This is a genomic window from Streptomyces sp. V1I1 (genome assembly GCF_030817355.1).
GTDB lineage: Bacteria > Actinomycetota > Actinomycetes > Streptomycetales > Streptomycetaceae > Streptomyces.
Genome location: NZ_JAUSZH010000001.1, coordinates 6386896 through 6405825, shown reverse-complemented (window position 1 = coordinate 6405825; position 18930 = coordinate 6386896). Strand labels below are relative to the sequence as shown.

The window sequence follows — 18930 nt, the reverse complement described above, 5'->3', positions numbered from 1 at the left end:
CGTTTCGCGCTCTCATTCCGCCCTCTCGTTCCGCGCTCTCGTACGCCGCCGTCTCAACTGCCGTCCGCCGACGGGACGTCGTTCGGCCCGAAGTCGCCGAACCTGTCGAAGTCGTCGAAGCTGTCCGCCACCGCCGACGGCAGCGGTCCCAGCCGCAGGAGTCCGGTGACCAGGCGGGCAGTGAGCGCGTGCCAGACGCCGGCGCGGCGGAGCATGGCGTGGTCGCCGCCGGGCATCCGCAGCGCGCAGGACTCGGCGCCGGCTACGCGTGCCGCGGCCGCGAGCTCCCAGGAGCCGCGCGGGTCCGTCACCCGGTCGCGGTCGCCGTGCACCAGGACGACGCGCTTGCCCTCCAGATGCGCCACCGGCTCTCCGGCCGGGCACCACGGGGCGAGGCCGACGACGGCCTCCACGAGGGGGTGGCTCGCGGCTCGCAGGGCGGCCCGGCCGCCCATCGAGTGGCCGACCAGGACGACCGGAACCGGCCCGGTGAGAAAGGCCAGTTCGTCCAGGGCGCGCAGCGCGTCACGCGCCGCGTCGGCGCGCACGCCGTTCCAGCCGCGGTGGCGGTAGCTGACTCTGCCCAGCACCACATCGTGGTCGACCGTGGCGCGCGCGATCGCCCGGGCGAAGGGGCGCATCCGGACGCCGGGCAGGTTCCACTGCGTCGGCGGCTCCAGGGCGTCGGCCGTACCCCCGTGCAGCAGCAGAACGGCGCCCTGCGGCGGCTCCGCGGCCCGGTCGAGCCGCAGAGCGGGGGCGGGCGGCCGCCCCTCTTCCTGTACGCGCATGGGTGTCACGTCCTTGCCGTTCGGGCCCGGCACCATTCGATGTCCTCGCTGACACTGCCCGGCTGCGCTCCCGATCATGACGGAGCGCAGCCATCCGCCCAAACCCGGCCCCGGCGACCGGGTTGGGAGGACTGCTCCTTTGACGACGGCCTTGGTCTCCCGGATCGGCCCGGTCCGGTCGGTGTCGGCCATCGGCGCGCTCGACGACGCGAAGGTCTACCGCACCGGCAAGATCCCCCTGGCGGAGACCAACGGGCTCGGCGCCTATGCCGCCCGCACCGACCTGCCCGCCACCACCGGTGCCGAGCTGCGCAGCGGCACCTGGCTGAACGCGGCCACCAGCAAGTATCCGGCTACGGTGCTCGGTGCCTCGGCAGCGGAGCGGCTGGGTATCGGGCGCCTCGGTCCTGACACCCAAGTGCTCATCGGCCAGCGGTGGTTCACCGTCGTCGGCGTCCTGCGGCCGACGCCACTCGCGCCGGAGCTGGACACCGCGGCGCTCGTCGGCTGGTCGGCGGCCAGGACGTATCTGGGCTTCGACGGGCACCCCACAACCATCTACACCCGCTCCGACGACGCGGCCGTGCCCTCGGTCCAGTCGGTCCTGGGTGGCACGGCCAACCCCCAGGCGCCGGGCGAGGTGGAGGTGTCCCGCCCCTCCGACGCGCTCGCCGCCCAGCAGGCCGCGGGCAAGGCCTTCACCGGGCTGCTGCTGGGACTTGGCGCGGTGGCGCTTCTCGTCGGCGGGGTGGGGGTCGCCAACACCATGGTGATCTCGGTGCTGGAGAGGCGGGCGGAGATCGGGCTGCGCCGCTCGCTGGGGGCGACCCGGGGCCAGATCCGTACGCAGTTCCTCGCCGAGTCGCTGCTGCTCTCCGCCCTGGGTGGAGTGGGCGGGGCCGTGCTGGGCGTCGGCGTCACCGCGGGCTATGCCGTCTACCAGGGCTGGCCCGCGGTGGTCCCGCCGTGGGCGATGCTCGGCGGCGTCGGCGCCACCCTCGCCATCGGCGCGCTGGCCGGCCTCTATCCGGCCGTCCGCGCCTCACGTCTGTCTCCCACCGAGGCACTGGCCACGCCGTAGCAGGCCGCCGCGCGTCGACGGGGGCGCCCGGAAGGGGAGGCACCGGCGGGGTGCGACGGCAACGCCGTCCGCACCCCGCCGGTGAGGTGCGTCAGGCCTCGACGCTGTCCTTCTGAGACCCTTCATCCGACTCCGCCGCCTCCGCCACTTCCCGCTCCGCCTTCTTCTTCGAGGCGATCAGGCTGGTGATCGTGGTGACGATCAGCACGCCACAGATGACCGCCAGCGAGAACGGAATCGAGATCTCGGGGACATGCACCCCGCTCTCGTGCAGTGCGTGCAGCACCAGCTTGACGCCGATGAAGCCGAGGATCACCGACAGGCCGTAGCTGAGGTGGACCAGCTTCCTCAGCAGTCCGCCGATGAGGAAGTACAGCTGGCGCAGGCCCATCAGCGCGAAGGCGTTCGCGGTGAAGACGATGTACGGATCCTGGGTCAGGCCGAAGATCGCGGGGATGGAATCCAGCGCGAAGAGCACATCGGTGGTACCGATGGCGAGCATGACCACCATCAGCGGGGTCAGGACGCGCTTGCCGTTGTTGCGTATGAAGAGCTTGGTGCCGTGGTACTTGTCGGCGACGCCGAAGCGGTTCTCGATGGACTTGAGGAGGCGGTTCTCCTCGAACTCCTCTTCCTCCTCGTCGGAGCGCGCCTCCTGGATGAGCTTCCAGGCGGTGTAGATCAGGAACGCGCCGAAGATGTAGAAGACCCACGAGAAGCTGGCGATGATCGCGGCGCCGGCGGCGATGAAGATGGCGCGCAGGACGAGAGCGATCAGTACGCCGACGAGCAGCACCCGCTGCTGGAGGTGGGACGGCACCGCGAACTTCGCCATGATCAGGACGAAGACGAAGAGATTGTCGACGCTCAGCGACTTCTCGGTGATGAAGCCCGCGAAGAACTCTCCCGATGCCTGACTCTCGCCGAATATCAGCAGGCCGAGGCCGAAGAGAGCGGCCAGAACGATCCAGACGACGGTCCAGATTCCGGCTTCCTTGATCGACACGTCATGGGGCTTGCGCCCGATGAAGAAGTCGACTGCGATCAGGGCACACAGACCAAGGATGGTCAGCACCCACAGGGTCCATGAAACGTCCACTGCGCCTCCGGCGTCGTACGGCTACTGATCAGCGTCGTCGCTGCCGGAGGTCTCCTCCACCCGCCGAGCGGCTATGCCGCCACGGGCCGGCGCCCCGGGACCGGTATCGGTCCGTATTGACGGGAACGCCGCAGCCGGGAGTACTCCCCTCCGCTCAAAGGAGCGTACAGGAATCCCCAAGGGAAGGTAAAGAGCTTGGTAAAGCGGGCTTCAAGTGTGCAGGTCAGCGACGCCAGGAGCGACGGGCCTCGGCCACCTGGTCCAGCACTTGGCGCAGCACGGCGCTGCCTTGCGGCACGGTGAGCGGCTCGTACGTCCAGGCGTGCCGGACCCACGGGTCGGCCAGATGGTCGTCCGGGACCGGGGTGATGCGCAGCAGCGAGCGCCAGAGCGGGTCGAGTACCGGTCCGTACGCGCTCGCGTCCTCGCGGTCCGCCACCATCAGCAGATGGACGCCGACCGCCGGGCCCTCGTCGGCGAGGTAGCGCAGCTGGGTAACCGCGCGGTCGTCGAAGCCGTGTGGGAAGTCGTTGACTATCAGCAGCTGCTCGGCGGTGTCCAGGTCGGGCGGGAGCGAGTCGGCCGCGCCGCCGCGGACCGCCATCGTCACCAGGTCCACCCGCTGGGTGAGCTTGGCGAGCGTGTCGCTCACGCCCTGCGCGCCCGCCGCCGGCGGACCGGCGAGGACCCCGGAGCCGACCAGCGGGGCGAGCGAGGGGGCCGCGGTGCCCGCCGGGTCGATGACATGGACCGTGAACTCGCCCGGTGGATAGACCGCGAGCAGCCGGGCCGCGAGCGCGATCGCGCAGTCCAGGGCGAGCTTGCGCAGCTGTGCCTCGTCCAGCACCATCGCCGTCTCGGAGCCGGAACGTCCGCTGTCCACCCACAGCCCCCGCTCCAGCGGCAGCCGCACCAGGAACGGAATGCGCAGCTCGGGGCTCTCGGGCAGCTGGAGATCGCCCAGGCGCAGCGCCATCGGGATCTCCATCGGGACGCGGTACGCATGCCAGGCCGGATTGTCCCAGCGGGCGAAGGCGGGCGGCAGCGCGGGCTCGACGACCTCGGACTCGGCAGTGAGCTGGGCCAGATCTCGGTCGAGGACCTCGCGGGCCCGGTCGGTCAGCAGCTCGCACTTGGTGCGGGCCGCCTCGCGGGCGGCGTCCCCGGCGCCGCCGATGCGGCTGCGCGGGTCGGAGAGCACCTGGTCGAGCTCCTGGTCCAGCCGGGTCTCGGCGAAGTCGACGGCGCTGCGGTACGCGGCGACGCTACGGGCCAGGTCCTCGAACATGCCCCAGATCTGGTTGTAGAGCCGCTCCTCCATGGACCAGCCGGTGGCGTCGCCCGCGACGGGCGGGGCCGGCTGCCCTGGCTGGGCGGGATGGGCGGCCGGGGGCGGCGGCGGGGGCGCGACGGACTGGCGCCGCGGGTGCGCGTAGTTGATCGGCCCGCCCGCCGGCTGCGGGGCGTCGGGCGTGGGCGTCTGCTGGGAGCCCGCGGCGCCGGGCTGGGTGCCGGCGGCCGAAAGGCCGTCCGGAAGGGTCACGTCCGGCCCCGGCGCAAGCGTCGCGTCCGGCCCGGGCGTCTGACTCGGCCCCGGCGTCTGACTCGGCCGCGGCATGGCCGGCCTGGTGTACCCGCCGTCGGCGCCGCTCGTACGCAGCTGCGCCGGCTCCGCCCGGGGTGTGCGCATGGCCGCCGTCTCCTGGATGCCGGCGGCTGTCTCGCGGGCCGTGTGCAACCCCTGGTCGGCCAGCAGCTCCGCGAGCCCGCCCGCGTACCCCTGACCCACCGCGCGCACCTTCCAGGCACCCTGGCGGCGGTACAGCTCGACCGCGACGAGCGCGGTCTCGGCGTCAAGGCCGGTGATGGTGAAGCTCGCCAGCTCGGCGTCCTGCTGGCCGATGACGGCGACGAAGGGAGCCGCGGTGGCGCCGAAGTGGGCCGGGCCGGCGGTGCCTTCGGGGAGGGCGAGCAGCACATTGACCTGATGCACCGCCTCGGGCACCGCGTCCAGGTCGACGGTGAACCGGGGCGCTTCGGTGGCCCGCCGGGGCACCTCGATGCCGGGCAGCGTGGGTGAGCCGGGGTGCGCGATCCACTCGTCCCGCACGGCTCCCTGCGGGTCGGAGCAGGTGACGCAGGCCATGACCGGATGGCCTGCCGACACCCGAATCTCCAGGCGGGTGTGGGGCAAGGGGTGGTTCTGCCCCCGGACCAGCTCGGCCGTCATCGCTCTGTCCCCTCAGTGCTGTGCGGTGGTGGTAAGCGGTGCAGCTCCCGGCGGCCTGGTGCCTCCGGGAGCTGCGTGTCTTCCGTACGCTCCGCGCCTACAGGTGCGGCAGGATCGCCGGCATCAGGTCCTGGAAGGTACGGCCGTTGGCCGGGGTGCCGACGGCGGTCATCTGCCAGCCGCCGCCCACGCGGTGCACCTTCGCCATGATCTGAGCGGTGTACTGGCCACCGCCGGTGAGCGTGTAGCGGGCGAGCTCCTGGCTGTTGGTCTCGTCGACGATGCGACAGAACGCGTTCTGCACCTCTGCGAAGGTCTGCCCGGTGAAGGAGTTCACCGTGAAGACGATCTGGTCGATGTGGACCGGCACCCGCTGGAGGTCGACGAGGATGGCCTCGTCGTCGCCGCCCGAGCCCGCGCCGCCGACCAGGTTGTCTCCGGTGTGCCGGACCGAGCCGTCGTCGCTGACGAGGTGGCGGAAGAAGACCACGTCCACCGGCTGCTTGTCGGCGAACAGCACGGCCGACGCGTCGAGGTCGACCTCCCTCGTGCGCGACCCGAACAGTCCACGGCGAGGGGCCGCCTGCCAGCCCAGGCCCATCCGCACCGCACTCAGTTCGCCCCCGTCGGACTTCTGCAGGCTGATGCCCTGTCCCTTGGACAAGTTGACGCTCACGCGCTGTCCCCTCTCAGAACGTTCCCCTCGGCCGCCTGTCTGGGCGGTTGGACTGAAACCCTACGCAGTAGCGCCAAGGGCGCAGCAGAATTGGCTCGTTTTTGTGTCGGTCTTGAAACACACCAGGTGTGTGGGGCTCAGGCGAGGCCCGCCTCCTTCATCTGGCGCAGCTCCTTCTTCAACTCGCTCACCTCGTCGCGCAGCCGTGCGGCGATCTCGAACTGCAGGTCGGCGGCAGCGGCCCGCATCCGGTCGGTCATCTCCTCGATGATCCCGGCCAGTTCGGCCGCGGGCCGGTCGGTGAGCACCGCGCCCGTCTTTCCGCCCCGGCCGCCGAGCACCGGGACCGGCGCCTTGGCGCCCTTGCCCGGCTTGTCCGCCTTCGCCTGGCGGTAGCCGCTGCCGAGCAGCTCCTCGGTGTCGACCTCCTCGCGCGCGATGGTCGCGACGATGTCGTTGATCTTCTTGCGGAGCGGCTGCGGGTCGAGGCCGCGCTCGGTGTTGTAAGCGACCTGCTTCTCCCGGCGGCGGTTGGTCTCCTCGATGGCCTGTGCCATCGCCGGGGTGATGGTGTCCGCGTACATATGGACCTGGCCGGAGACATTCCGCGCCGCGCGGCCGATGGTCTGGATCAGCGAAGTGCCGGAGCGCAGGAAGCCCTGCTTGTCGGCGTCGAGGATGGCCACCAGTGACACCTCGGGGAGGTCGAGGCCCTCACGCAGCAGGTTGATGCCGACCAGCACGTCGTACTCACCGGCGCGCAGTTCGCGCAGCAGCTCGACCCGGCGCAGGGTGTCGACGTCACTGTGCAGGTACCGGACCTGGATGCCCAGTTCGAGGAAGTAGTCGGTGAGGTCCTCGGCCATCTTCTTGGTGAGGGTGGTGACCAGGACTCGCTCGTCCTTCTCGGTGCGCAGGCGGATCTCGTGCACCAGGTCGTCGATCTGGCCCTCGGTGGGCTTGACGACGACCTCCGGGTCGACCAGTCCGGTAGGGCGGATGATCTGCTCCACGAAGCCGTCGCCGCGGGAGAGTTCGTACTTTCCCGGGGTCGCCGACAGATAGACGGTCTGGCCGATCCGCTGCTGGAACTCCTCCCACTTCAGCGGCCGGTTGTCGAGGGCTGACGGCAGCCGGAAGCCGTGGTCGACCAGGGTCCGCTTGCGCGAGGCGTCGCCCTCGTACATCGCGCCGATCTGCGGCACGGTGACATGCGACTCGTCGATGACGAGGAGGAAGTCCTCGGGGAAGTAGTCGAGGAGGGTGTTGGGCGCGGAGCCGGGGCTCCGGTCGTCGAAGTGCATCGAGTAGTTCTCGATGCCGGAGCAGGAGCCGATCTGGCGCATCATCTCGATGTCGTACGACGTGCGCATGCGCAGTCGCTGGGACTCCAGCAGCTTGCCCTGCTTGTCGAGCTCGGCGAGGCGCTGCTCCAGCTCCAGCTCGATGCCATTGACCGCCTTCTCCATGCGCTCCGGGCCCGCCACATAGTGGCTCGCCGGGAAGACGTACAGCGAATCGTCCTCGCTGATGATCTCGCCGGTGAGCGGGTGGAGGGTGGAGAGCGCCTCGATCTCGTCGCCGAACATCTCGATGCGGACGGCGAGCTCCTCGTAGACCGGGAAGATCTCGATGGTGTCGCCGCGGACCCGGAAGGTGCCGCGCGCGAAGGCCACGTCGTTGCGCGTGTACTGGATGTCGACGAAGCGGCGCAGCAGCTGGTCGCGGTCGATCTCGTCGCCGACCTTGAGGGGCACCATCCGGTCGACGTACTCCTGCGGGGTGCCGAGGCCGTAGATGCACGAGACGGAGGCGACCACGATCACATCGCGGCGGGTGAGCAGGGAGTTCGTCGCGGAGTGGCGCAGCCGCTCGACCTCTTCGTTGATCGAGGAGTCCTTCTCGATGTAGGTGTCCGACTGCGGGACATACGCCTCGGGCTGGTAGTAGTCGTAGTACGAGACGAAGTACTCGACGGCGTTGTTCGGCAGGAGCTCGCGGAACTCGTTCGCCAGCTGGGCGGCCAGGGTTTTGTTCGGCGCCATCACCAGGGTGGGGCGCTGAAGCTGCTCGATCATCCAGGCGGTGGTCGCCGACTTGCCGGTGCCGGTCGCACCCAGCAGGACGACATCCTTCTCACCTGCGCGGATGCGCCGCTCCAGGTCGGCGATGGCCGTCGGCTGGTCGCCGCTGGGCTGGTAGGGACTGACGACCTCGAAGGGCGCCACCGTACGTTCGATCTTGGAAACGGGCCGCATGGATCCACCGTACGACCCACCACTGACAACCGGGGGCGATCCGCTGTGGCCTCAGGCACTCACCAGTCGCCGGACCGCGGCGCGCCCCGGCGAGGGGACCGGTCGGCGGCCCAGGCCGCGGGCTGTCCCTGCCGCTGCCCGGCGCGCTGCGCGGGCACTCCGGGGCGGGCGGGAACCCCCTGGGCGGCCCGCTGCCAGTCCGGCGCTCCCATGACGAGCAGCGGGTCGAACATCACCACCACTCCGGCGATGAGCAGGAAGACCACCGGGCCGATCAGCATGGGCGCGAGGAGGCTGGCGGCCGAGTCGCCTGTGCCGGCCGCCCCGTGCAGATGGACGCTGACCGCCGCCATCCCGGTGTAGTGCATGCCGCTCACGGCGATGCCCATCACCAGGCTGGCCCCGAGGCTCGCCAGGAAGCCGTGGACCGATACGGCCGCCCAGAGTGCCGAGGTGGCGGCCACGACGGCGATGACGACGGAGAGTACGACGGTCAGGGTGTCGTACTCGAGGCGTCCCTGCAGTCGCATTCCGGCCATGCCGAGGTAGTGCATGGAGGCCACCCCCAGGCCGGTGATCGTGCCGCCGGTGACCAGGGCCATGGGGGTCGCGCCGCGGTATCCGACGATGAAGATCCCGATGCCGACCATGACGATTGCGACCGCCAGGCTGGCGAAGGTCGTCGCTCTGTCGTAGCCGATGGGGGCCTCCGCGACGGTGAAGCCCATCATCGCGATGAAGTGCATCGTCCAGATGCCCGAGCCGATGGCAGTCGCGCCCAGGGCGAGCCAGCCCGGCTTGAAGGAGCGCCCGTTGCGGATGGATCTGGTGGTGCAGCGCAGGCCGAGGGCCCCGCCGAGGCACGCCATCATGTAGGCCGCCACGGGTGTGACGAGGCCGTAACTGAATCCGTCGACAGTCCCCTGCATGCCGGTAAGCCCTTCGCTCCTTGTGATCCCCGCGATCCCTGACGGAACGTCTGGTCCGGGGGCGAGAGTAGGGCTCTCGCCACTGTAAGCAAACAATTGAACGGAGATTTATCGACACAGAAACTGTCACGTGATTCGTTCTGGGCGGATCCGTTCACGTTCTGGCCATACTTCGCCTGTTCCACGTTGGCCGTCAACTGCCACCGTCGGCCCGTCCGTGACCCGACGCCGTGAGGAGTCCAGGTGTACGTACGACCCGCCGCAGCAACGGCCGCCGCCTTCCTGGGAGTCAGCGCGCTGCTGCTTCAGGGCCCCGCGACAGAGGCCGCCGAGGCCGCGGCCCAGACCGCGGGCCGGCACGGTGAACCCCTTGTGATCGCCCACCGCGGCGCCTCCGCGTACGCGCCCGAGAACACCTTCGCGGCTATCGATCTCGCCGCCGACATGGGCTTCGCCTGGGTCGAGAACGACGTCCAGCGCACCAAGGACGGCGAGCTGGTCGTCGTCCACGACGACTCCCTGGCGCGTACCACCGACGTGGAGCAGCGCTTCCCCGGGCGCGCGCCGTGGAAGATCAATGACTTCACGGCCGCTGAGATCGCCACGCTGGACGCGGGCAGCTGGTTCGGCCCGAAGTGGGCGGGTGCGCGAGTGCCGACGCTCAAGCAGTATCTGAACCGGGTCGACGACAACGGCCAGAAGTTGCTCCTGGAGATCAAGAAGCCCGAGACCTACCCGGGCATCGAGAAGGACACCCTGCGGGTGCTGCGCGAGGAGGGCTGGCTCGACCGCCACCACGTCAAGCACAGGCTGGTCATCCAGAGCTTCGGCGCGGGCAGCGTGAAGGCCGTGCACCAGCAGCGGCCCGACATCACGACCGGCTTCCTCGGTACGCCCGCGGTCGCCGATCTGCCGTCGTACGCGGCGTTCACCGACCAGATCAACCCGACGCACACCTCTATCTCGGCCGAGTACGTGGCCGCGGTGCACCGGCTCAAGGGCGCGCACGGCAAGCGGCTGTGGATCAGCACCTGGACCGTGAACGACGCGGCGGGGGCGGCGCGGGTGGACGGCTTCGGGGTGGACGGCATCATCACCAACAATCCGGACGTCGTACGGGACGCGGTGGACTGAACCGGCACTGTCAGTGCCCGGTCGTACGGTGGTTCGCATGAAGAGCTTCGAGTGGACCGTCGTGGGCACGGACATCGGGCCGCTGCTGCTCGCCGCGACCGATGAGGGCCTGGTGAGCGTGGTCTTCCATGCCGACGCGGCGATACGGGACAGGGCGCTCGGGCAGCTGGCGGGGCGGCTCGGCGCTGAGCCGGTTCAGGACGCGGCGGGCCTGCTGGCCGAGCCGATATGCCAGCTGGAGGCGTATTTCGCGGGCGGGCTGCGGGAGTTCGACCTGCCGCTGGACTGGTCGCTGTCCGGCGGGTTCAACCGGCAGGTGCTGCGGGAGCTGGCGGACGGCGTGCCGTACGGCACGGTCGTCGGGTACGGCGACCTGGCGGCCCGGGTGGGCCAGCCGGGCGCTGCGCAGGCCGTGGGCGCGGCGATGGGCTCCAATCCTCTGCCGGTGGTGGTGCCGTGCCACCGCGTGGTGGAGACGGACGGCGGGCTGGGCGGGTTCGGGGGCGGCCTGGAGACCAAGCGGAAGCTGCTGGCGCTGGAGGGGGTACTGCCAGAGCCGCTGTTCTGATGGGGGCCGGCGCCGACGCAAACGGTCCGGATGCAGAGGTATGCGGTTTCGTACGCGCGTACGGGCTGGCACACTGCGCCCGTGACCACCAGTCCTGACGAGCCTGACATATCCGATGCGCCTGCCGCGGTCGCTGCGGGAGCGGTCGCCCCTGCCGCGACCGCCGGGAGCCCGGCCGCCTTCACGACCGCCTCCCTGGCCGTCTCCGTGCCCGGTCGTGCGGCCGCCTTCGCGACCGGTCTCGCGCCCGCCTCCGTGGCCGGTCTCGCGAGCGCCGTGGCCGGTCTCGCGCCCGGTTGTGGAACGGCGTACGCGCGGTGACGTCTATCGACAAGGCCGCGGCTCCCGCGCCGGTGTCGGCCGACGAGCTGCCCGCGCTGCGGCGGCGGATCACCGGGGTGCTCATCGCCAGCCAGATCCTCGGCGGGCTCGGCGTCGCGACCGGCATCGCGCTCGCCACCGTGCTGGCGCAGCAGGTGAGCGGGACCGAGGCGCTGTCCGGTCTTGCGCCGACCGCCACCGTGGCCGGGACCGCGCTGCTGTCCATGCCGCTGGCCGCGCTGATGACGGCCCGCGGGCGGCGGCCCGGACTCGTACTCGCCTATCTGCTCGGCGCGTTGGGCGCGAGCGTGGTCGTGCTGGCCGCGGTCGTCGAGAACTTTCCGCTGCTGCTCCTGGGCATGGCCCTCTTCGGCGCCGGCTCGTCGGCGAATCTGCAGGCCCGCTTTGCTGCCGCCGACCTCGCCGAGCCCGAGCAGCGCGGCCGGGCCATCTCCAATGTCGTGTGGGCGACCACGATCGGCGCGGTGCTCGGCCCCAATATCGCGGCGCCCGCGGGCCGCAGCGTGTCCGGGCTCGGGATACCGGCGGCCGCGGGGCCGTTCTTCTGGGCGGCCGGGGTGTTCCTCGTCTCCGGGGTCATGGTCCTCGTCCTGCTGCGCCCCGATCCGCTGCTGACCGCCCGCGCGCTGTCCCCTGCCGACCGCTCCCCCGAGGGGCGCTCGCTACGGGCCGGGATGCGGGCCGTGCGTGAGTCGCCGATGGCCCGGCTGGCGCTGGTCACCGTCGCCGTCTCGCACACCGCGATGGTGTCGATCATGACGATGACCCCGGTCGCGCTCAGCCACCACGGCGCGGGCATCCAGCTGATCGGCCTGGTGATCAGCGGCCATATCGCGGGCATGTACGCGTTCTCGCCGGTGATGGGCTGGCTGGTGGACCGGGTCGGCCGGCTCGCGGTGATCGGCCTCGCGGTCGGGCTGCTCTGCTCGGCCGCGCTGCTCGCCGGTACGGCGGGGGCGAGCCACGGGCAGACCGCCGCCGGGCTCTTCGTCCTCGGACTCGGCTGGTCGGCGGGCCTGGTGTCCGGCTCCACGCTGCTCACCGACTCCGTGCCGCAGCCCGCCCGGGCCGCCGTGCAGGGCCTGTCCGACCTGACCTCGAACACGGCGGCGGGCGTCGGCGGCGCGGCCGCCGGACTGATCGTCGCGCAAGCGAGCTACGGCTGGCTGAACGTGGTCGGCGCCTGCCTGCTGCTGCCGATGGCCGCACTCGCCATACGCAGGGCGCTCAGCTGACCGTTCCGCTCCTGCCTGCGCCGAAATTCACCGCCCGGAAATCTTTCGCCGATCAGCGTCCTCGCTGGTCGGCGCATCCGTCTTTGGTAGGGCCAATGTTGCTCGCAGAGAGGGGGATGCATCCCCTGTCCAGCATGGCGTGCTCCCGTCAAACTCGGCCTTGCAGCACGCCCCCCACCCCGGACAGGAGAGCCCCATGCCGGCACAGCTCACCGGGCGCTGTCTCGCCCTCACCGCCGTCACAGGTCTGGCCGCGGCCCTGACCCTCGCAGCACCCGCGACAGCAGCCACCACCGCCACCCCGAACACCACTGACACCACCGCGAACACCACCGCCACCCAGAACACCAACACCGAGCCCGTCCCCGGGGCTTCGTACAAAGCCGCCCACGACACCCTCGGACCGCAGAAGCTCACCGCCGAGCAGCGCAGACTCGCCGCCAGGAAGCAGGCGGATGCGGCGAGATCGTACGAGAGCCAAGGCGTCTCCACCCGCTCGGCGCAAGCCGGATACGTACTCTCCGGCGGGCTGCACCAGTCGCAGAAGACCTCCTACTGGTGTGGCCCCGCCACCCTCGTCATCGCGCAGTCCGCCCATGACGAGGTCGCGGGCCGCTCACAGCAGAGCGCCGCGACGCTCCTCAAGACCAACTCCAGCGGCACCGCCTGGTACGGCATCAACATCAATGTGCCGAATCCGACCGGCTATCCGGTCGCCGACGCACTCAACAACCGGCTGCCCGGGGCGGGTTACGTACCCAAGGCGCTGCCCTACACCCCGACCGCCACGGACAAGACGAACTTCAAGAAGCACATCGTCCACAACACCGGCAACGACTACGCGATCGCGGGCAACGCCTGGGAGGTGCCGGGCGGGCCGCATCTCGTCGGCCATCCCAACATCGAGATCTTCCACTGGGTCGCGATCGACGGGTACAACAGCGACACGTCGGCCGGACAGGTCAACTACCTCGACCCGGTGGGCGGGGTGAGCACCAGCGTCATCTCCTGGGCGGGCAGTGTGCCCAAGTCGGCGCGGATCTCCTCCGACACCATCACCACGATCATGGGCGGCCGTGGGTACGTCTGGTAGGTCCCGGCCCCTTCGTACGGCCGCGTGTGCGGCACTGCTGGCGGGCATCGCTCTCACCGGATGCTCGCCGGCTCCCGCGCCCACCCCGACGTCCGCCTCGACGCCCGTCCCGAAGCCCGTCCCGAAGCCCGTCCCGAAGCCCGCCCCCACGAAGGCGCCGGCGCCGACCACGAAGCCAACCACCCCGCCTCCGGCCGCCGCCTGCGAAGTCCCCCTGCCCGCCGGCTGGCGTACCGCCTTCGCCGCCGGTGAGCTCCGGGCCCCGGCAGGCGAGCGGCCCGTCCTCACCGAGGTGGGGCCGGGGGCCCGCTGGACCGCCGTGCAGCTATCCGGCGACCGGCGACGACGGGCCGCCCTGATCCAGGACGGCCGCTCCCCACACACCCCGCGCACCCTGCTCGACTTCGCCGACCCCGTCGAACACCAACTCCTCAGCGCCGACTTCGACGGCCGGTGGGCCGCCTTCGCGGTGCTCGAAGGCCGTACGCTCGGCAGCCCCTGGACCCTTCACGTCTGGGACGAGCGCACCGGCCGCGCCCGTGTGCTCGCCCGCTCCGGCGGGCTGCCGGGACCGCTGCCCCAGCCCGTCGTACGCGGCGGAACCGTCTTCTGGGCGCAGGGAACGGGCGGCGGAAAGGCCGCCGTCCGCGCGGCCCCCGCAACCGGCGGCGCACCCCGGACCCTGCACACCGGCGTCCTCGACGCGCCCTTCCCCGCGGGCGGGCTGCTCGCCTGGCGCGAGGCCGACGCGTCCGGCACGGCCACCCGTCTGCGGGCGCTGTCGTTCGCGACACTGCGCGCGGTCCCGCTCCCCGCCCCGCTCGCTGAGCTGCGCGACTTCCGCTCGCCGGTCTCGGACGGCACCACCTGGGCGTGGATCGCGGGCGAGCAGCAGCCGACGCTGATGGTGTGGCGTACGGGACAGCCCGCACCCGTCGCCAGAGTGACGGGCGGCGCGGCCGCGGCGGAAGGGATCGACCAGCTGCGCATCAGCGGTGACCTGATCACCTGGCGTACGCCGGAGGCCGCATACGCCCTCGATCTCCGCTCGGCGGCGTACTCGCGTATCACTCCTCGGTACGGCTACGCCCAGGCAAGGGACGGCGCGCTCGCGATCGCGCACAGCAGGGGCGATGCGAAGTCGGCCGGATCGCGATCGGTGATCCAGGTGGTGCGGACGGACCGGCTGCCCGGGCTGCCGCGGTGTGGCTGAGCACTGTGGTTCGGGTTTGGGCGCGGCGCTCCCGTGCCAGGGATGGGACATGCTGCTGACCACGGAAGTGACGGAAGTATCCGCGGAAGTACAAGAAGCGCTCGCCGCGCACCGGCCCGTCGTGGCCCTGGAGTCGACGATCATCGCGCACGGACTGCCGCGTCCGCGCAATCTGGCCGTCGCCGAGGAGCTGGAGGCGCTCGTACGGTCCGGGGGCGCTGTCCCCGCCACCATCGCGATACTGGACGGAAAGATCCATATCGGCCTGGACAAGCGGCAGTTGGAGCGGGTCGCCGAAGATGCCGACGTACGCAAGCTCGGGCAGCGGGACCTCGCGCCCGCGCTGGCGGCCGGGGTGAGCGGGGCGGCGACCGTGTCGGCGACGGCGTTCCTGGCGGCGCGGGCCGGGATCCGGGTCTTCGCGACCGGCGGACTCGGCGGGGTGCACCGCGAGTGGACCGAGACGCAGGACGAGTCGGCGGACCTGCGGGTGCTGGCGCAGACCCGGATCGCGGTGGTGTGCGCGGGCGTGAAGTCGGTCCTCGACGTGCCGGCGACGCTCCAGCGGCTGGAGACGCTGGGCGTCGGGGTTCTCGGGTACGGCACCGACCGCTTCCCCGGCTTCTATCTGACCTCCTCCGGGCAGCCGGTCGACTGGACGGTCCGTACTCCGGAGGAGGCGGCGGAGGTGATCCGGGCGAAGGAGGCGCTGGGCGGGCCGGATTCGGCGCTGATCGTCGCGAATCCGGTCCCGGAGGCGGAGCAGCTGGATCCGGCGCTGCACGACCGGGTGCTCGGCGAGGCGCTCGACGAATGCCGGGAGCGGGGGATCAGCGGCCAGGCCGTGACGCCGTTCCTGCTCGACCATCTGATGCGGCGGACGGAGGGGGCTTCGCTGGAGGCCAATGTGGCGGCGGTGCGCGGGAATGTGCGGCTGGCGGCGCGGATCGCGTCGGCGCTGTGACGCTCGCCGCCGACGGGTTGCTGGTCATCGGCGATGTAGTCACCGATGTCGTGGCCCGGCACCGGGCTCCTCCCCCGGCCTTCGGCCGGGGGGACCCCCGTCTCACATCGTTCGCCCGGGGGACGGACACGGCGGCCCGGATCCGCATCCTGCCGGGCGGGGCGGGCGCCAATGCGGCGTGCTGGGCGGCGCGTTGGGGCTGCGCGGACGTACGACTCCTCGGCCGGGTCGGCCGAGACGAGGCGGGCTGGCACGAGGCGCGACTGCGCGCCGCGGGCGTACGGCCGCTCCTCGTCGCGGACGCCGAGGCCCCGACGGCCACGGTCATCGCGCTGGTCGACGCGACCGCCGAGCGGACGTTCCTCACCGACAGCGGTGCGGTGCTGCGTATCTCCCCTGCCGACTGGTCGCCGTCGCTGCTCGACGGCGTCGGCCATCTGCACCTCTCCGGCTACCTCCTCTTCTCCCCCGCCAGCCGTCAACTGGCCCGGCTCGCCCTGGAGTCGGCAAGGACCCGCGCCGCCACGGTGAGCGTGGACCCGGCCTCGGCGGGCTTCATCGCGGAGCTGGGCGTCGACGGCGCGCTGGCAGCGCTCGCGGGCGCGGATGTGCTGTTCCCGAACGCCGACGAGGCCCGCCTCCTCACCGGCCTGCCCGACCCGGCCGACGCGGCCGCGAAGCTGAGCCGCCTTGTCCCGCTGACCGTCGTCACGCTGGGCGCGGACGGCGCGCTGGTCGCCGAGTCCGGCACGGTCACGGCGCGTGTACCGCCGGTCCCGGCGGTCGCGGTGGACTCGACGGGCGCGGGCGACGCCTTCACCGGCGCGTTCCTCGCCGCCCGGCTGGCCGGGGCGGATGCGGCGACGGCCGCGGCGGAGGGCTGCCGGGCGGGCGCGGAGGCGGTGACGCTGATCGGCGGCCGACCGCGGAGCCCGGGGGAGCCTGAGCGGAAGCAACCGCACAGCCCGGGCTGAGGCTCAGCGGAGGCCGCCCCACGCGGGGTGACGCGGATCATCGGCCCGTACGACCACATCGGCGGCCTCCGCCGGCCCCACCTCGTCCTCGTACCGCCCGAACGCGGGCAGTGTCCAGCGCTCGCCCTCCGGCGTACGACGCCGCAGCGCCGCGGGCGACAGCCGCAGATGCACGCTCAGATCGAACGGGAACCAGTGCCCGAGCAGAAACGGCCCGTGCAGCAACAGCACGCCCCCGGGAGGGAGTTCGACATGCGGACTGCGCGTCGCCCTGTCGGTCACGGGATCCCACAGATCGGGCAGCACACGCCCGCTGCCACCGGCCTCCAGGGGCCCGAAGACCTCCCGCCACAGCGCCCCGGTGTCGAACCAGCCGCTGTAGTACGTATCGGGGTCCTCGCGCCCGTACTCGTACCGCAGCGAGGCGGGCCGCAGAAACCCACTCGTCCCGGCCACGAGCACCCTCCGCCCGCGCAGCCGCAGCGCCTCGGCGACCTGCTCGGCAAGCTCACCGGTCCGCGCGGCGGGAGCGCCGTCGACGCCGATGCGCAGCCAGGGACTGCCGTCCTCGGCCTTCGCCGCCATGGCCCGGTCGGCGAGGGCCTCGGTCAGCCGCTCCCAGGTGATCGCTTCGAGTCGCACCCGTCCATCATGCTCCGGCGCAGGCCGGCGCGTCGGCGTCGATCGACAGCGGGCTGCCCTTGGGCAGCAGATACGTCACGTACAGCACCACCGGCTCGCTGCCCAGGTTGCGCCCGATGTGCCGGTGCTTCGGGCCGGAGGGCTCGATGAACGCCGTACCGGCAGGAGTCACCTCGACGGAACAGTCATCCAGAGTCCGGGTCAGCGTCCCGGATTTGACGACGGCGAGGAGCTGCCCGGGGTGGGTGTGCCAGCCGGTGGAGCCGCCCGGCGCCACCGTGATCGTCCGTACGACCACATCCGTCTTCCCCCTCGCCTTCAGCTTGAGGGTCCCCTCCGAAACGCCCTGCGCGAGTACCGTGCCCGAAACGCCGCTGCCGGGTGTGGCGTTCGCGGCGGACGGCACCGTCGCGAGCGCTGCGAGGCATCCGACCAGGACCATCGCCGTACGCGTTCTGTCCTTGACTCCCATGGAACCCCTCCAACTCAGCGGCGCGCCGAAACCGCCTCAACGTACCGGATGAGAAGTCCGTTCCGGGCCGGAAACGGGAGCGGGCCCGGGGGCGTAGCCGGCCCCCGAGCCCTGTGATGCCGCCCATGTCGCACACCGGCACGCTTGAGAACCCGAGTCAGTCGTTATGTCGCCGCGTCCTGCCTTTGGACCACCGCACATCGAGCTGCGCGGGCCGGACTTGAACCGGCATTTCGACGCACCAGGGCCCGGGCCCGGTCGATCCGGCGATCGGCGGCGAATGCTGAGTCTGGAGCAATAGTCTGAGATTGATCGCGGTCTGCCTCTGCCGAGTTGGGCTACCGCGGCCCGTACGTACGGAAAGTGCCGCGGGGAGGACTCGAACCTCCACTGGAACCGCTCAGTCACGACAAGCTTCAGTTTCAGCTTGCGCTCCTCGCGCACCCCGTCCGCACGACGGCGGACGGGGAATCTTTGAGGCTACCCGAACAGGTAGCCAAATACGGCGTCACCCACCCGCTGGTCGGTGACCTCCGCGCCATTCGCCTCCTCGCGGGCGAACTTCACAGCCTGCTGCAGCTTCTCCACCCGCTCCAGCAGCTCGTTCACCCGCCGGGCCGGCAGCGCACCGGAGAACTTCACGGTCGTCCAGTAACCGACAGGAATGTCCTCGTAGTACACCTCGACCTGCGCCGGGTGCTTCTCGGTCGCCTCCGCCTTCACATGATTGCGGGGGACCTTCTTCGTACGGAGAGTGCGTACCGACTCGGTCTTCCACGCGTCGGTCGACGGGTCCTGCGTCCAGGACTCCGAGGCATCGAGCACCGGGAGCTTGCGCACAAAGGTGTTGATGTCCGTCAACTGCTTCTCGAGGAAGAGGAGATACGCCACCGGCACCTCGCTCACCAGGACGCGCCCGTCCACCGTCACATCGGCGCGTGCGGCGCAGTTGGCCCAGTCCTTGGTGGCGGTCACGTCGAACAGCCGGGTCAGCGTCTTCGCGGTCTCGCGCAGCACGTCCTCGGCCTTGACCTGGACCCGCGTGGACTCGGGCGGCAGCTGCTCGCCCTCCTCGTCCTTGGGCTGGTACGTACGCGAGATTCCGGCCAGCAGCGCAGGCTTCTGCAGCCCGTGATGGGCCGCCGTCAGGTCCTGGTGCGCCTTGGACTTGACGCCTTTCTCGACTGCGATGATCTGATTGAGTTTCGCCACGTCGATCAAGCTAGCAA

17 protein-coding genes and 1 pseudogene are annotated in these 18930 nt (G+C 71.1%); 9 read left to right on the top strand and 9 right to left on the bottom strand.

Annotated features, from left to right (window positions below):
* Positions 1-53: 53 nt before the first annotated feature.
* A complete protein-coding gene (locus QFZ67_RS29975) occupies positions 54-791 on the bottom strand; it encodes an alpha/beta hydrolase (RefSeq protein WP_307664180.1) in 738 nt (245 codons plus the stop codon).
* Positions 792-915: 124 nt separating this feature from the next.
* Here QFZ67_RS29975 and QFZ67_RS29970 point away from each other — a divergent pair.
* Positions 916-1872: pseudogene (locus QFZ67_RS29970) on the top strand (ABC transporter permease); the annotation flags it as partial.
* A 91-nt stretch (positions 1873-1963) separates the two neighbouring features.
* Here the strand turns inward: QFZ67_RS29970 and QFZ67_RS29965 are convergent.
* The 5 genes from QFZ67_RS29965 to QFZ67_RS29945 all read right to left on the bottom strand — a co-directional run bounded on the left by QFZ67_RS29965 (position 1964) and on the right by QFZ67_RS29945 (position 9064).
* Positions 1964-2971, bottom strand: coding sequence for a TerC/Alx family metal homeostasis membrane protein (locus QFZ67_RS29965; protein ID WP_307664178.1), 1008 nt, complete (start codon positions 2969-2971; stop codon positions 1964-1966).
* A gap of 223 nt (positions 2972-3194) precedes the next feature.
* A complete protein-coding gene (locus QFZ67_RS29960; RefSeq protein ID WP_307664177.1) occupies positions 3195-5201 on the bottom strand; it encodes a TerD family protein in 2007 nt (668 codons plus the stop codon).
* Between the two features lie 97 nt (positions 5202-5298).
* Positions 5299-5877 carry a TerD family protein gene (locus tag QFZ67_RS29955; RefSeq protein WP_307664176.1) on the bottom strand — a complete coding sequence of 193 codons (579 nt, stop codon included), beginning with the start codon at positions 5875-5877 and terminating at the stop codon, positions 5299-5301.
* A gap of 137 nt (positions 5878-6014) precedes the next feature.
* Positions 6015-8135, bottom strand: coding sequence for an excinuclease ABC subunit UvrB (gene uvrB, locus QFZ67_RS29950; RefSeq protein WP_307664175.1), 2121 nt, complete (start codon positions 8133-8135; stop codon positions 6015-6017).
* 59 nt (positions 8136-8194) lie between these two features.
* Positions 8195-9064 (bottom strand): MHYT domain-containing protein, encoded by an 870-nt coding sequence (locus QFZ67_RS29945; RefSeq protein WP_307664174.1) that lies wholly within the window; start codon positions 9062-9064, stop codon positions 8195-8197.
* 243 nt (positions 9065-9307) lie between these two features.
* Between QFZ67_RS29945 and QFZ67_RS29940 the strand changes: the two genes are divergently transcribed.
* The 8 genes from QFZ67_RS29940 to QFZ67_RS29905 all read left to right on the top strand — a co-directional run bounded on the left by QFZ67_RS29940 (position 9308) and on the right by QFZ67_RS29905 (position 16587).
* A complete protein-coding gene (locus tag QFZ67_RS29940) occupies positions 9308-10198 on the top strand; it encodes a glycerophosphodiester phosphodiesterase family protein (RefSeq protein ID WP_307664172.1) in 891 nt (296 codons plus the stop codon).
* Between the two features lie 37 nt (positions 10199-10235).
* Positions 10236-10766 (top strand): methylated-DNA--[protein]-cysteine S-methyltransferase, encoded by a 531-nt coding sequence (locus QFZ67_RS29935; protein ID WP_307664171.1) that lies wholly within the window; start codon positions 10236-10238, stop codon positions 10764-10766.
* Between the two features lie 81 nt (positions 10767-10847).
* Entirely contained in the window at positions 10848-11087 is a 240-nt protein-coding gene (locus QFZ67_RS29930; RefSeq protein ID WP_307664170.1) for a hypothetical protein, read from the top strand.
* A complete protein-coding gene (locus QFZ67_RS29925) occupies positions 11084-12343 on the top strand; it encodes an MFS transporter (protein ID WP_307664169.1) in 1260 nt (419 codons plus the stop codon). Before QFZ67_RS29930 ends, QFZ67_RS29925 begins: the two co-directional genes overlap by 4 nt.
* Positions 12344-12539: 196 nt before the next feature.
* Positions 12540-13436 (top strand): hypothetical protein, encoded by an 897-nt coding sequence (locus QFZ67_RS29920; RefSeq protein WP_307664168.1) that lies wholly within the window; start codon positions 12540-12542, stop codon positions 13434-13436.
* The gene (locus QFZ67_RS29915; RefSeq protein WP_307664167.1) at positions 13420-14649 is read left to right on the top strand and encodes a hypothetical protein; all 1230 of its coding nucleotides are present in this window, start codon (positions 13420-13422) and stop codon (positions 14647-14649) included. Before QFZ67_RS29920 ends, QFZ67_RS29915 begins: the two co-directional genes overlap by 17 nt.
* Before the next feature lie 49 nt (positions 14650-14698).
* Positions 14699-15613, top strand: coding sequence for a pseudouridine-5'-phosphate glycosidase (locus QFZ67_RS29910; RefSeq protein WP_307664166.1), 915 nt, complete (start codon positions 14699-14701; stop codon positions 15611-15613).
* Entirely contained in the window at positions 15610-16587 is a 978-nt protein-coding gene (locus QFZ67_RS29905; RefSeq protein WP_307664165.1) for a carbohydrate kinase family protein, read from the top strand. The genes QFZ67_RS29910 and QFZ67_RS29905 overlap by 4 nt, the downstream gene beginning before the upstream one ends.
* A gap of 3 nt (positions 16588-16590) precedes the next feature.
* Here QFZ67_RS29905 and QFZ67_RS29900 read toward each other — a convergent pair whose 3' ends face one another.
* From QFZ67_RS29900 to QFZ67_RS29890, 3 genes are all read right to left on the bottom strand, one after another.
* Positions 16591-17229 carry a uridine kinase gene (locus QFZ67_RS29900; RefSeq protein ID WP_307664164.1) on the bottom strand — a complete coding sequence of 213 codons (639 nt, stop codon included), beginning with the start codon at positions 17227-17229 and terminating at the stop codon, positions 16591-16593.
* Between the two features lie 7 nt (positions 17230-17236).
* A complete protein-coding gene (locus QFZ67_RS29895; protein ID WP_307664163.1) occupies positions 17237-17701 on the bottom strand; it encodes a cupin domain-containing protein in 465 nt (154 codons plus the stop codon).
* A gap of 480 nt (positions 17702-18181) precedes the next feature.
* Positions 18182-18913 carry a hypothetical protein gene (locus QFZ67_RS29890; protein ID WP_307664162.1) on the bottom strand — a complete coding sequence of 244 codons (732 nt, stop codon included), beginning with the start codon at positions 18911-18913 and terminating at the stop codon, positions 18182-18184.
* Positions 18914-18930 lie beyond the last annotated feature (17 nt).

Bases quoted from the DNA above. Each gene is read 5' to 3' on its own strand.
- QFZ67_RS29975 (WP_307664180.1), bottom strand. From the start codon at position 791: ATGCGCGTACAGGAAGAGGGGCGGCCGCCCGCCCCCGCTCTGCGGCTC.
- QFZ67_RS29960 (WP_307664177.1), bottom strand. From the start codon at position 5,201: ATGACGGCCGAGCTGGTCCGGGGGCAGAACCACCCCTTGCCCCACACC.
- uvrB (WP_307664175.1), bottom strand. From the start codon at position 8,135: ATGCGGCCCGTTTCCAAGATCGAACGTACGGTGGCGCCCTTCGAGGTC.
- QFZ67_RS29945 (WP_307664174.1), bottom strand. From the start codon at position 9,064: ATGCAGGGGACTGTCGACGGATTCAGTTACGGCCTCGTCACACCCGTG.
- QFZ67_RS29935 (WP_307664171.1), top strand. From the start codon at position 10,236: ATGAAGAGCTTCGAGTGGACCGTCGTGGGCACGGACATCGGGCCGCTG.
- QFZ67_RS29920 (WP_307664168.1), top strand. From the start codon at position 12,540: ATGCCGGCACAGCTCACCGGGCGCTGTCTCGCCCTCACCGCCGTCACA.
- QFZ67_RS29910 (WP_307664166.1), top strand. From the start codon at position 14,699: ATGCTGCTGACCACGGAAGTGACGGAAGTATCCGCGGAAGTACAAGAA.
- QFZ67_RS29895 (WP_307664163.1), bottom strand. From the start codon at position 17,701: ATGGGAGTCAAGGACAGAACGCGTACGGCGATGGTCCTGGTCGGATGC.